Below are 11,287 nucleotides of genomic sequence, written 5' to 3' on the forward strand. Positions count from 1 at the left end.
GAAGCACCCCTGTCCGGCCCTTGGGGCAGGCGTAGCGGGGGCGGATGGTCACGACGACCTGATAGCGGGCGGGGATGATGTCGAGGCGCTCCGAGCGGTCCTCACCAATCCTGACCATGTCGCCGCAACCGCAGGGGCAGGCAATGCTCTCGGGCTCGATGACCTGCTCGATACGCGGCAGGTTGTCAGGAAGCTTGCGTTCCTTGCGGGGCTTGCGCGGTTTTTTGTCCTTATCCGCCTGTGTGGCTTCGATTTGCTTCTCGACCGCCGCGATCTGTTCCTGGGTCTCGGCAATGGCGGTCTCAATGTCCTCGAGCGCGAGCTGCAACTGGTCGGGATGGAGCTTCTCGGACTTCGGTCCGAACTTTGCCCGGCGGTACTGCCCGACCTGGCCTTCCAGCTTTTCGATGAGCTCCTTGAGCGTGGCGATCAGGCCTTCCTTCTCCGACACGATAGCCTCGTGGTGGAGGCGTGCCGCGCGCTCGATGATGGTTTCCATCCGCGACGCATCGAGTGCTGCCTGCTGGGCCTCGAAGGCCTTCAGCACCTCCGGCGGAAGGTCAGGAAAGCGGCTGATGTCGAAGGACGAAGACATGCCGATTCATACGCAACACGGAGGCGGGAGACCAAGTCCCAAGGCAAGAATACGCGCTCTGAGTCATCCTGCCGCAGCAGGAGGCTGAACCTGCCGCGCCACCACGCGGCGCCAGTCGAGGCCCTCGAACAAGGCCTCGGCCTGGGCCCGGGAAAGCGTCATCACGCCATCCTGAATCGCGGGCCATGCGAAGCCACTGACCTCAAGAACTTTGTAAACCAGCACAAGGCCTGTTCCATCCCACGCCAGGGCTTTCAGACGGTCGCCGCGTTTCGACCTGAAGATCACTGTGACACCCGAATAGGGATCGAGCTTCAATACGTTCTGCACGATCAGCGCCAAGGCCTGATGGCCGCAACGGAAGTCGACAGGCCGCGTGGCAACCAGGATCGGCAGCCGCTGGCCGGCGACAATCACGATCCGCTCCGCAGCGCCCGCACCAGTGCCATGAACCGATCATCCGGAATATCGCCCGGCACCCGCATCATCACACCGCCGCCAAATTCGATCGTGATGCTCCCGTCGGCGGGCCTCTTGTCTTCCTCCTCGGGCGCCAACATCACCGGCACGAAGGCAGGTTCCCCGTCCTCGACAACACTCGCCATCATCTCCGCTGGCAAGGCCAGCAGGCCCCGCCGTGCCTGCCGGCGCCACTCCGAAAGCTGGTGTGAGGCCAGCCCATGACGGCGCGCGACATCCGCCACCCGCACCCCCGGCTGAAAGCTCTCCGCTACAATCCGGGCCTTCACATCATCCGGCCAGCGCCGGTAGCCTCGTGTTCGACGGACGATCTCTATCTGACCCTCGAAACCATCCGTCATCGCTATCTCCTCATGATGAATCAGAACGAGACTCTCTCCTCCGCGGCTGCGGCAAAACCCGTATATCCAATGGGGCGTAGACGGCGCTTACTTTCCATCTGTGTTTCGTTTGAAGCGATGGAAACCTTGTTTATTCTCATAGTATTCGTTTTCTTCATGCTGCCCAGAAGGTTGACCCATTGGGGTTCTTCTCTCATCCACCAAGAAGTGGGTTTTGGGTGTCGTTTCACTATTGATGATACGACTGCCTTCGCTTCCTGTGGGTAGTGGCAGTAGGACGCTTTCTCACCAAAGCGGGTTTCCAATTCTGCCATCATTGCCATGACATTTGGGGTGCCGATATTCTGACCGCACCAAGTCTGTATGTGAGTTGTGCCCTTCAAGGGCTTCATTCGTATTTATAAAACACGGTCTTTGAGGAACTGACTTTGACCACAAAGATGATGTGGTGTGACAATTCTGCTACATCTCAAATAAACGAAATGGAAAGGTTGTGTGTAGATTCATTCAGGAAGAGAGAGGAATGAATGCCAACATCTATTAGTATAATATACACCAAGTTATGTAAAAATGCAACCAATTAGACCAGACTTCATTGGATAGTGAAATGGCGAAAACCACGACCATCTCCAAGAAGCTGCGGAAGATTGCTGCGAGCCTTCAAGAGTTGGCAACAGCGATTGAGTCATTTCCAGCTGGAAATGGGAGATCAGCAGCTACCAGAACTCGGCGTTCCAAGAAGGAAACGATAGCCTTGAAGAAGCTGCTGAAGGCAGAGCGCAAGAAGGGCGTTTCAGTGGCGAAGCTGGCTGAACTGCATGGTGTCAGCAAAGCCTATATCTATATGGTGAAGTAGAGTTTCAGCTGGCAACATCTCATTGAGATGGGGTGGAGTTCTGCTCCTCAGGAGTACAGTCCTTTTTCTGAGCATCTGTTGTACAGAGCACTTCACCGTTCGCTACGATGTTGCCGAGTTCTAAGCTCTGACTCTGCCCAGAGTTCGGTAGTAATGTACGCGATTGTACAAGCACGCGGAGGTTGAGAAGCTGGTATCCGACAAGGGCGAGTGCGGCAAGAATAGCAATCAAGAGTATGGAGCTCAATGTTGGTTTCATAGCATGATTACTCTTCATCTTGCGTTTCAGGCGCTATTGCTCAAGCCTTATCATCTCTGTTGACGCAGAGTGCTGCTTATCGTGGCATTCTTATTTCTTGTCAAACTTCGTTAGTCGGTAAACGTGAATTGCCCTAAATCCGTTTCAACGTCTATTTCTATTGGATTACAGTTTGGGTCTATTATGAGGATAAGTGTCTCACCAAAACGAAGAGCATGCGGCAATTTCATCGAAAAGTAGATGGGATAAATCCAACAGTTACCTCGGTTTACCGTTACGCTATCGATTGTCACATTATCAACTTTCGACTGAACGTGGATTTCTGTTTCTCCAAGCGCCACGTCGATTGGAAGATCATCTTCTGCTAGAGATGGTTTGAGAATAACTGAAAATAGAGCAGCAAACGCAAGAAGACCGAAAAAGATCCTCATCGAAATTCCCCATTTTTTGTCTTTTTAGCACATTTTCCTGCAGGGTGCCAGTTCGTGGCTTCTGCCCATGAGCAGAGATAGCTGAAGGGTTACGGAACAGGGTTTAGAACCGCTCCTCCTGAATCCAGCTATTCCTCCCAAGGCAATTTCTTGCGGTCTTTTGAGCGGGTTTTCGTCAGTTCAGAAGCCATCGCTCGGTTGCTGGTATGACCGTAGAAGTTCTCCAGCATCTTGACTGATGTGCCCATGTTGCGAGCTAACACATAGTGATTGACGCCTTCCTGTAAGCGGAAGGTAGCGTAGGTGTGACGCAAGGAATAGATGACCCGCCTTTGCCCGTTTGTGTCGTATTCAACGCCAGCTTCTTTGATGAGTGAGTTGAAGCCCTTTTTGAACGAGTGAATGGGCGTCCCGTCTTTGTGGGCGAAGATAGGTTCAGTCATGGGTGGCTTTTCACCACTACTTTCTTTCGTCCGCAGTTCATGGATGCGCTGGAGGTAAATCAGCACATCTGGCGTTCGTGAGACAACCTCTCGCGCGCCAGTCTTGCCCTTGACCTGAAGAACGATGTTCTCCTTGCCGTCGTCTCCGATGAAGGTGTCTATGTCTGACCACTTCAGGGTTCTGGCTTCACCGACGCGGATGCCTGTGTTGGCTAGGATGAGGACATAGTTCGTGAGCATCACCCTCTCACGATAGATTGCGCCTGACTTGCCATCGGCACCCTTCACCCATTCACGGAGGAACCGCGTCAGCCTTGCCCAGTCCTTGCCATCAAAGTGCGGGCGACGATTGTCTGGGACTGATGGCTTTCTGAACTGAATCTGCTTCGTAATGTAGCCACGCCTGAAACACCAGTTGGTGAAGACTTTGAATCGCCCTTGGTCAGAGACGATGGTCGCGTTCGTGGGCGGCTTCTTCTTGTAATTCACCCTGCGCCAATCAAAGAACTTCGTGAGTTCTGGTTCAGTCAACTCGGTGATTTTCATCTTTGAGAAATATGGCAGCGCATAGCAGCGAATGAACTCGCAAACTGCCGCCGCTCTTTTCTCTGAAGCCGCTTCTCGTGGATAGCTCTCTGTGAACTCTGCGAAAATCTTCTTGAAGTCCTGCCCCGTGACGGACTGCCCAGAACGCACCTTGAAGCGCAGTTCGTCATAAAGATTGTCCGCGAACTTACGGGCTTCATAGAAATCGGATGTGCCAGTGCCGCGATACAGATACCCCGTCCCGTTGGGCACTTTCAGTCGGCACAACCATAGCTGCTTCGGACGGTTCTCTAACTGATAGAGAACAATCTTTCCGTCTTGGAACGACTGGCTGTTGATTACCCTGTCTTTTGGCATACTTGCATCATAGCAGGTGCCGTAATGGAGAAAAGCGTAATAGCCCTGTAATATGGGCTATTTGGCAACCAAAGCGATTACCACTTTCCTGTAAGTATCTGTTTATGTTGAGAAAAATGGTGCTGCCAGGGAGGATTGAACTCCCGACCTCTCCCTTACCAAGGGAGTGCTCTACCACTGAGCTACGGCAGCGCACCTTCGCGTTTCGCGCGGGCGGACACATGCCACAGGCGGCGGGCGGGCGCAACCCCGTCGCTTGACGTCTGGCGGGTCACGGCCGAAAATCGAAAAATGACCGGTATGAAAACCACTTCGGAGAAGCGCAAGGAGCGGCTGGCCCAGGCCCTGAAGCGCAACATTGCCTTACGGAAGGCGCAGGACAAGGACCGCAAGCCCCCCGCCAATGGCACGAAGCCGCCAGCTGATGACAATGGTTGCCCCAATTGAGCCTTTTATGCTTGTTACCGCCGCAGCCGGAGTAGCAGGGGAAGAGAACACATGGATCGAATCCGCATCCGCGGCGGAAACCGCCTGAACGGAACCATTCCGGTCTCGGGCGCCAAGAACGCGGCCCTGCCGCTGATGATCGTCTCGCTGCTCACGCCGGGCACGCTCACCCTCTCCAACGTTCCGCGCCTGGCGGACGTGCGCCTGCTGCAGCGCATCCTGCAGAACCACGGCATCGACATCATGGTGGCGGGCAAGCGCGCCGGCCAGAACGGCATGGCGGGCGACGTCATGCACCTCACCGCCCGTGACATCGCAGATACCACCGCACCCTATGAGCTTGTCTCCAAGATGCGCGCCAGCTTCTGGGTGCTGGGCCCGCTGCTTGCCCGCTGCGGGGAGGCGAAGGTGTCGCTGCCCGGCGGCTGCGCCATCGGAACGAGGCCCGTGGACATGCACCTCATGGCCATGGAGAAGCTCGGCGCCGAGATCGTGATCGAGGGCGGCTATGTGCTGGCCAGGGCGCGCAAGGGCCTCAAGGGTGCGCATATCGTCTTCGACAAGGTGTCGGTCGGGGCCACCCATGCCGCGCTGATGGCGGCGGTGATGGCGGATGGCGATACGGTGATCGAGAATGCCGCCTACGAGCCCGAGATCGGCGATGTGGCGGAGTGCCTCGTCAAGATGGGTGCGAAGATCGAGGGCATCCATAGCTCCACCTTGCGCATCAAGGGTGTCACCAGCCTGACCGGCGCGGAGCACAGCGTGATCCCGGACCGCATCGAGACCGGCACCTATGCGATGTGCGTGGGCATGACGGGCGGCGACGTTCTGCTCAAGGATGCCAATGCAGGGCATATCGGCGCCGTGATCGAGGTGATGCGCAGCGCCGGCATCGGCGTCGAGGCCGTCAACGAGGGTGTGCGCATCCACCGCAATGGCCAGGCGCTGCGCCCGCTCAGCGTCGAGACCCAGCCCTTCCCCGGCTTCCCGACTGACTGCCAGGCCCAGCTCATGGCGCTGATGACCATGGCCGGCGGCACCAGCATGATCCGCGAGACGATCTTCGAGAACCGCTTCATGCATGTGCAGGAACTGGCCCGCCTCGGCGCTGACATCCACCTCCACGGCGACACGGCGGAGGTGCGCGGGGTGAAGAAGCTCACCGGCGCCCCCGTCATGGCGACTGACCTGCGCGCTTCGGTCTCGCTGGTGATCGCTGGTCTGGCCGCCGAAGGCGAGACGATGATCAACCGCGTCTACCACCTCGACCGCGGCTTCGAGACGCTGGAAGAGAAGCTGTCGGCCTGCGGCGCCGACGTGACGCGCATTTCAGGCTGACGCGGCATGCTGAAGCTGTCCGCACTCGACCTTGAGGACCTGGCCGTCATCTCCGCCCAGATGCAGGATGCGGTGCTGCTGGCCGGAGACATGCGCTATGATCCCAAGCGAAAGCAGTTCGTCCTCATTGCCAACCGCTTCGCCTGGGACGGGGCAGACACGCCGCAGCGCCGCCGCACCGGCCTGCACTTTGGCCGCGTGCTGTCCGTCAAGACCCTGAACATGCGCCATCTGGAAAAGGACGAGGTCCTCTCCCTGCTTTCGATCACCTTCGCCGAAACCGATGCACCCTCGGGCGAGCTGCTGCTCACCTTCTCGGAGGGTGCGACAGTGCGCCTCGCCGTCGAATGCCTGGAATGCCAGATGGGCGATCTCGGCCCCGCCTGGGCCGCGCAGGGCGTGCCGCAGCATCCGCTGGATGATGACGACAGCGAAGAAGACGCCAGCCTCTAGCCTATAGGGTTTGCGGGCGGCTATGCTCACACCATGACGGACAATTCGCCGGACACATCCCCGGATCAATCCCCGGCCAAGCCCACATCGCGCCTGTGCGCGGTGGAGCTTGATTCCAGCATCGGCCCCGGCCCCTCGCCGGAGGCCGAGCATGAGCGCCGCGTGGCGATCTATGACCTCGTGGAGGAAAACAGCTTCACCCTCGCCGCGCATCCGCAAGGTCCCTACCGCCTCCGCCTGTCGACGGCGGATGGCCGGCTGATCTTCGACGTGCTGAGCGAGGCAGAGGAACGCCTCACGCTGATCGGCCTGTCCATGTCGCCCTTCCGGCGGATCGTGAAGGACTACTTCATGATCTGCGAAAGCTATTACCAGGCGATCCGCACCGCCACGCCCAGCCAGATCGAGACCATCGACATGGCCCGGCGCGGCCTCCACAACGAAGGCAGCGAACTTCTGCGCGAAAGGCTCAACGGCAAGGTGGAGGTCGATTTCGACACGGCCCGCCGCCTCTTCACCCTCGTCTGCGTCCTGCACTGGCGCGGGTGAGGCAATCCAGATGGCGGGAGACCTTCCCAGCGCCGTCCTTTTTGCCTGCACCCAGAACGTGATCCGTTCGGTGATGGCGGCTGCCATCATGAAGCATTTCTATGGCCACCGCGTCTATGTCGCCTCCTGCGGGGTGAAGCCCGGAACGCCCGACCCCTTCGTCGCCGCCGTCATGGACGAGATGGGCATCGACCTGGGCAAGCACCGCCCGCAAGGCTTCGGCGATCTCGAGGATTCGAGCTTCGACGTCGTCATCTCGCTCTCGCCCGAAGCCCATCACCGCGCGCTGGAGATGACCCGCACCATGGCGATCGAGGCGGAATACTGGCCCACCATGGACCCCTCCATCACCGCGGGCAGCCGGGAGCAGATCCTCGACAGCTACCGCGAGGTGCGCGACCAGCTGGCCCGCCGCATCTGCCAGCGCTTCGGCCATGTCGGGGCTGGCGGGGTGTGAGGGTTGGCGGCCTCGCCGAAACCGCGTATCTGTCTTGCCATGCACACTGACATGAAAGCCGCGGAGAACCGGCTCGCCATCCGCCTGCGCAACATCGGCCACCCCGCCCCGCGGGACATCGCCTGGGCCACGGTCTGGCTGCAGTCTTGCGGCTATACGGGCTTCAAGCTTCTGGCCGAGGCGCTGGGTGACGAGCGCCAAAGCCTCACCCTCGTGCGGGATGCGCTGGGCCTCGACCTTCAGGAGGTCTCCTGCGCCTTCCTTGCCCCCGCCATCATGGCAGAGGTCAAGGCCAATGGCCGCGCCTTCCTGCGCAACGTGCGCCACGGCCTGTTCATGCTGCCCTTCGCGGTGCGCGAAGACATGGGGCTGGGCTGCCCGGTCGACCCGTCCTTCGCGGTCGGCGGCGAGCGTCACAAGAACCCCTATGCCGAAAAGCTGGCACTGGCCGAGGCGAACGGCATCGACATCGACGATGCGCTGTGGGCGGAACTGCTCGACCATTGATGGCGAAGCGCCGTTGCCGGGGCTAGAAGCAGTTTCCCAAACAGGAGTTCCCTCATCATGCCAGGTCCGCTCACCGGTCTTCGCGTCCTTGATCTCAGCCGCGTGCTCGCCGGTCCCTGGGCCACGCAAATCCTCGCCGACTTGGGTGCCGAGGTGATCAAGATCGAGAAGCCCGGCGAGGGCGACGACACGCGCGGCTGGGGGCCGCCCTTCATCACCAACCCCGATGGCACGAAGGGCGATGCCGCCTATTTCCTCTCCGCCAACCGCGGCAAGTGGTCGGTGGCCATCGACATGGCCACACCGGAAGGCCAGGCCCTGATCCGCGAGCTTGCCGCGAAGTCCGACATCGTGATGGAGAACTTCAAGGTCGGCGGCCTGAAGAAATACGGCCTCGACTATGAGAGCCTGAAGGCGGTCAATCCGCGCCTCATCTACTGCTCGCTCACAGGCTTCGGCCAGAACGGCCCCTACGCCCAGCGTGCGGGCTACGACTTCATGATCCAGGGCATGGGCGGCATCATGTCGGTCACGGGCCAGCCGGACGGTGAACCGGGGGCGGAGCCCATGAAGGTGGGCGTGGCCTTCGCCGACATCTTCACCGGCCTTTACTGCACCATCGGCATCCAGGCAGCACTTTACCACCGGGAACGCACCGGCGAAGGGCAGTACATCGACGTGGCACTGCTTGATTCGCAGGTGGGCGTCCTCGCCAACCAGGCGCTCAACTACCTGGTCGGCGGCAAGGCGCCAACACGGCTCGGCAACGCGCACCCCAACATCGTGCCCTACCAGACCTTCACCACGAAAGACGGCCACATCATCATGGCGGTGGCGACAGATCGTCAGTTCAAGGAATATTGCGCCATCCTCGGGCTGGCACACCTCGCGGAGGATGAGCGCTTCCGGTTGAACCGCGGCCGCGTGGTGAACCGCGCCGAGCTGATCCCGATGCTCGTCGAACCGATGAAGGCCCGCACCACCGCCGAGTGGGTTGCAGCCTTCGAGAGTGCGGCCATCCCCTGCGGCCCCATCAACACCATCGACCAGGTCTTCGCCAACGATCAGGTCCTGGCGCGCGGCCTGCAGATCGGCCTCACGCGGGATGATGGCGTGCAGGTGCCGGGTGTGGCCAACCCCATCGTCTTCTCGCAAACCCCCATCCAATACGACAAGGCCCCGCCGCGGCTGGGCGATGGAACCGGCAAGGTGCTGACGGAACACCTCGGCCTTTCCACGGAGGACCTCACCCGCCTGCGCAAGGCCGGGGTGATCGGGTAACCCCTATTCCTCTCGCTAACCGGGGTCGAGGAATAGGTGCACACAGCCCGGTCATCCCTCTCCCCCGCCGGGGAGAGGAATAGGTTCACGCAACCCGGTCATCCCTCTCCCCCGCCGGGGGAGAGGGCAGGGTGAGGGGGTGCCTCCGCGAGTCCTGCCTTCTCACGTTCTCACCCGCGGACACACCCCCTCACCCCTACCCTCTCCCTCACATCCGTGGGGCGAAGGGGGTGGATGGGGCGAACCCCGAAAAACAGATTCACAATGTCAATCAGCAGCAGGCACGCACAAGGAATACATACCTACCACTATCTAGGAATAAAGTCAAACAAAAAATGCCCGGGCCGAAACCCGGGCATCCGTCGTCCGAAAAAAGCGAGATGCTTACGCAGCGCCGTGGCGCGGGGCGGGCGGCAGGCGGCCGTCCGGCGTCATGTTGTCCACCGCCTCCGGCAGCACCTGCGAAAGCCGCTTCAACAGTTCCGCGCGGTCGAGCCCCGTCTGCTTTGCCAGCATGTCGAGCAGGTCGGGGCCCAGCGCCTTTCCGACCTCCTCCTCGCCCACCGGTTCGTTCTGGCCGGCTGCCACCCAGCTGTCGGCCTTCTTGCCGAGGCCCGCGTTGCGGAACTGGTCGATCAGGTCGCCCAAGCCTCCGAGCACGGAGCCACCGCCGCCATAGCCCGTGCCCGTCATGTCGGCTGGCTGCCCGAGGCGGCCGGGGGCGCTGGCATCGCCGCCAGCGGGCGGGGCCGGATGCTGCATGTTCTTGATGAAGTCCCCGATCTTGTCCCGGTTCTGGTATCCGGCGATGGCAACGAGTCCCAGCAGTGCGGCGAGGGAAGGCATGCGATTTGACATGTCACACTCCAGCGATATGGTTTCGTTTCAGGTGGCCGTGGCCGCCTGGACTGCAATCGGCGGTGGAACGGGAAGTTCTCCCCACCGCCACGGAAGCCTAGCCTGAAAAACCATAGGGGATATAGATGTCAATTCTTTGGACAATCATCATCGGTTTCGTCGCGGGCATTGTTGCAAAGTTTCTCATGCCCGGCCCGAATGAGCCTTCGGGCTTCATCCTGACCACCATTCTCGGCATCGTCGGCGCTTTCGTGGCCAGCTGGCTCGGCCAGTCACTGGGCTTGTACGGGCCAGGCGAAGGAGCGGGCTTTATCGGCGCCATCGTGGGCGCCGTGATCGTGCTGGCCGTCTGGGGCATGATCGCCAAGAAGCGGGCGGCCTGAAGAGGCCACCCTCCGGCGGGGCGGGGCTTCGTCCCGCCCATTTCGCATGTCGCTTTCAGGCTATCTGCCCCGTGCCGGACGGGGCATATAGCTTGCCATCATGGCAAATCTCATCATCACCTACTGGCGCGACATTCCCTCCGCGGTCTCCGTCAAGGCCGGCCGCAAGGAAGAAAAGCGCATGCTCAGCGATCGCTTCCAGGAGGCGATCGACATGGCCGCCATGCGCGGCGGCGCCTCAGATACCGACAGCTACCTCGCCGACTGGCGCCGGGCCGAGCCCGTAGCCGTGGGTGACGATCTCCTGGCGGAGGTCGAACAGGCCAAAGCCAGCCTCGAAGCCGAATTCACGCAAGACAAGCTCAAGACACTCATTGCCAAGGGAGGCAAAGCCCAATGACCCATACCCTCGTCGCGTCCGCCACGCGTGAGCACATCATCGGCTTCGACCGGCCCTTCACGGTCATTGGCGAGCGCATCAACCCCACGGGCCGCAAGAAGCTGGCCGCCGAGATGCAGGCCGGCAATTTCGACACCGTCACCAAGGACGCGCTGGCCCAGATGGCAGCTGGCGCTCATATCCTTGACGTAAACGCCGGCGTCACCGCCGTGAACCCCAATGAAACCGAGCCGCCGCTGCTGCGCCACACCATCGAGATCGTGCAGTCGATCTGCGACCTGCCGCTGTGCATCGACTCATCCG

At 60.5% G+C, this 11,287-nt stretch carries 17 protein-coding genes and 1 tRNA gene; 11 read left to right on the top strand and 7 right to left on the bottom strand.

Going from position 1 to position 11,287, the window contains the following annotated elements; all coding sequences use genetic code 11:
• From ACILRA_RS12530 to tnpA, 3 genes are all read right to left on the bottom strand, one after another.
• Positions 1 to 595 (bottom strand): IS66 family transposase zinc-finger binding domain-containing protein (locus ACILRA_RS12530; protein WP_395662432.1); only part of this gene is annotated, 595 nt, incomplete at its 3' end.
• 63 nt (positions 596 to 658) lie between these two features.
• The gene (tnpB, locus tag ACILRA_RS12535; protein ID WP_395662433.1) at positions 659 to 1,012 is read right to left on the bottom strand and encodes an IS66 family insertion sequence element accessory protein TnpB; all 354 of its coding nucleotides are present in this window, start codon (positions 1,010 to 1,012) and stop codon (positions 659 to 661) included.
• Positions 1,009 to 1,416 carry an IS66-like element accessory protein TnpA gene (gene tnpA / locus ACILRA_RS12540; RefSeq protein WP_395662434.1) on the bottom strand — a complete coding sequence of 136 codons (408 nt, stop codon included), beginning with the start codon at positions 1,414 to 1,416 and terminating at the stop codon, positions 1,009 to 1,011. Before tnpA ends, tnpB begins: the two co-directional genes overlap by 4 nt.
• 607 nt (positions 1,417 to 2,023) lie before the next feature.
• Here tnpA and ACILRA_RS12545 point away from each other — a divergent pair.
• Positions 2,024 to 2,272, top strand: coding sequence for a hypothetical protein (locus tag ACILRA_RS12545; RefSeq protein WP_395662435.1), 249 nt, complete (start codon positions 2,024 to 2,026; stop codon positions 2,270 to 2,272).
• Positions 2,273 to 2,641: 369 nt separating this feature from the next.
• Here ACILRA_RS12545 and ACILRA_RS12550 read toward each other — a convergent pair whose 3' ends face one another.
• From ACILRA_RS12550 to ACILRA_RS12560, 3 genes are all read right to left on the bottom strand, one after another.
• On the bottom strand, positions 2,642 to 2,962 hold the full coding sequence (locus ACILRA_RS12550; RefSeq protein WP_395662436.1) for a hypothetical protein: 321 nt from the start codon (positions 2,960 to 2,962) through the stop codon (positions 2,642 to 2,644).
• A 128-nt stretch (positions 2,963 to 3,090) separates the two neighbouring features.
• Positions 3,091 to 4,308 (bottom strand): tyrosine-type recombinase/integrase, encoded by a 1,218-nt coding sequence (locus ACILRA_RS12555; protein WP_395662437.1) that lies wholly within the window; start codon positions 4,306 to 4,308, stop codon positions 3,091 to 3,093.
• A 117-nt stretch (positions 4,309 to 4,425) separates the two neighbouring features.
• Positions 4,426 to 4,500 (bottom strand) — tRNA-Thr (locus tag ACILRA_RS12560).
• Between the two features lie 99 nt (positions 4,501 to 4,599).
• Here ACILRA_RS12560 and ACILRA_RS12565 point away from each other — a divergent pair.
• The 7 genes from ACILRA_RS12565 to ACILRA_RS12595 are packed head-to-tail and all read left to right on the top strand — an operon-like array spanning position 4,600 to position 9,343.
• On the top strand, positions 4,600 to 4,755 hold the full coding sequence (locus tag ACILRA_RS12565; protein WP_395662438.1) for a hypothetical protein: 156 nt from the start codon (positions 4,600 to 4,602) through the stop codon (positions 4,753 to 4,755).
• A gap of 51 nt (positions 4,756 to 4,806) precedes the next feature.
• Positions 4,807 to 6,096, top strand: coding sequence for a UDP-N-acetylglucosamine 1-carboxyvinyltransferase (gene murA / locus ACILRA_RS12570; RefSeq protein ID WP_395662439.1), 1,290 nt, complete (start codon positions 4,807 to 4,809; stop codon positions 6,094 to 6,096).
• A 6-nt stretch (positions 6,097 to 6,102) separates the two neighbouring features.
• Entirely contained in the window at positions 6,103 to 6,549 is a 447-nt protein-coding gene (locus ACILRA_RS12575; protein ID WP_395662440.1) for a DUF2948 family protein, read from the top strand.
• 33 nt (positions 6,550 to 6,582) lie between these two features.
• Entirely contained in the window at positions 6,583 to 7,098 is a 516-nt protein-coding gene (locus tag ACILRA_RS12580; RefSeq protein ID WP_395662441.1) for a UPF0262 family protein, read from the top strand.
• A 10-nt stretch (positions 7,099 to 7,108) separates the two neighbouring features.
• A complete protein-coding gene (locus ACILRA_RS12585; protein WP_395662442.1) occupies positions 7,109 to 7,555 on the top strand; it encodes a low molecular weight phosphatase family protein in 447 nt (148 codons plus the stop codon).
• Between the two features lie 51 nt (positions 7,556 to 7,606).
• Positions 7,607 to 8,062 carry a hypothetical protein gene (locus ACILRA_RS12590; RefSeq protein WP_395662443.1) on the top strand — a complete coding sequence of 152 codons (456 nt, stop codon included), beginning with the start codon at positions 7,607 to 7,609 and terminating at the stop codon, positions 8,060 to 8,062.
• 57 nt (positions 8,063 to 8,119) lie between these two features.
• A complete protein-coding gene (locus ACILRA_RS12595) occupies positions 8,120 to 9,343 on the top strand; it encodes a CaiB/BaiF CoA transferase family protein (RefSeq protein WP_395662444.1) in 1,224 nt (407 codons plus the stop codon).
• A gap of 384 nt (positions 9,344 to 9,727) precedes the next feature.
• On the opposite strand, the gene ACILRA_RS12600 is transcribed toward ACILRA_RS12595, so the two are convergent.
• On the bottom strand, positions 9,728 to 10,201 hold the full coding sequence (locus tag ACILRA_RS12600; protein WP_395662445.1) for a YidB family protein: 474 nt from the start codon (positions 10,199 to 10,201) through the stop codon (positions 9,728 to 9,730).
• A 125-nt stretch (positions 10,202 to 10,326) separates the two neighbouring features.
• On the opposite strand from ACILRA_RS12600, the gene ACILRA_RS12605 reads away from it, so the two are divergent.
• The 3 genes from ACILRA_RS12605 to ACILRA_RS12615 form a co-directional block, all read left to right on the top strand.
• Positions 10,327 to 10,584, top strand: coding sequence for a GlsB/YeaQ/YmgE family stress response membrane protein (locus ACILRA_RS12605; protein WP_395662446.1), 258 nt, complete (start codon positions 10,327 to 10,329; stop codon positions 10,582 to 10,584).
• Positions 10,585 to 10,684: 100 nt separating this feature from the next.
• Entirely contained in the window at positions 10,685 to 10,984 is a 300-nt protein-coding gene (locus ACILRA_RS12610; RefSeq protein WP_395662447.1) for a virulence factor, read from the top strand.
• A partial coding sequence (locus ACILRA_RS12615) for a dihydropteroate synthase (RefSeq protein WP_395662448.1) occupies positions 10,981 to 11,287 on the top strand: 307 nt, incomplete at its 3' end. The genes ACILRA_RS12610 and ACILRA_RS12615, both read left to right, overlap by 4 nt.

The organism is Aestuariivirga sp. (assembly GCF_044239095.1).
In the GTDB taxonomy this organism is placed as follows: domain Bacteria; phylum Pseudomonadota; class Alphaproteobacteria; order Rhizobiales; family Aestuariivirgaceae; genus Aestuariivirga.

Coding starts and splice junctions, on each gene's coding strand:
- tnpA (WP_395662434.1), bottom strand. CDS start 1,416: ATGACGGATGGTTTCGAGGGTCAGATAGAGATCGTCCGTCGAACACGA.
- ACILRA_RS12545 (WP_395662435.1), top strand. CDS start 2,024: ATGGCGAAAACCACGACCATCTCCAAGAAGCTGCGGAAGATTGCTGCG.
- ACILRA_RS12550 (WP_395662436.1), bottom strand. CDS start 2,962: ATGAGGATCTTTTTCGGTCTTCTTGCGTTTGCTGCTCTATTTTCAGTT.
- ACILRA_RS12555 (WP_395662437.1), bottom strand. CDS start 4,308: ATGCCAAAAGACAGGGTAATCAACAGCCAGTCGTTCCAAGACGGAAAG.
- ACILRA_RS12565 (WP_395662438.1), top strand. CDS start 4,600: ATGACCGGTATGAAAACCACTTCGGAGAAGCGCAAGGAGCGGCTGGCC.
- murA (WP_395662439.1), top strand. CDS start 4,807: ATGGATCGAATCCGCATCCGCGGCGGAAACCGCCTGAACGGAACCATT.
- ACILRA_RS12575 (WP_395662440.1), top strand. CDS start 6,103: ATGCTGAAGCTGTCCGCACTCGACCTTGAGGACCTGGCCGTCATCTCC.
- ACILRA_RS12580 (WP_395662441.1), top strand. CDS start 6,583: ATGACGGACAATTCGCCGGACACATCCCCGGATCAATCCCCGGCCAAG.
- ACILRA_RS12585 (WP_395662442.1), top strand. CDS start 7,109: ATGGCGGGAGACCTTCCCAGCGCCGTCCTTTTTGCCTGCACCCAGAAC.
- ACILRA_RS12590 (WP_395662443.1), top strand. CDS start 7,607: ATGAAAGCCGCGGAGAACCGGCTCGCCATCCGCCTGCGCAACATCGGC.
- ACILRA_RS12595 (WP_395662444.1), top strand. CDS start 8,120: ATGCCAGGTCCGCTCACCGGTCTTCGCGTCCTTGATCTCAGCCGCGTG.
- ACILRA_RS12600 (WP_395662445.1), bottom strand. CDS start 10,201: ATGTCAAATCGCATGCCTTCCCTCGCCGCACTGCTGGGACTCGTTGCC.
- ACILRA_RS12605 (WP_395662446.1), top strand. CDS start 10,327: ATGTCAATTCTTTGGACAATCATCATCGGTTTCGTCGCGGGCATTGTT.
- ACILRA_RS12610 (WP_395662447.1), top strand. CDS start 10,685: ATGGCAAATCTCATCATCACCTACTGGCGCGACATTCCCTCCGCGGTC.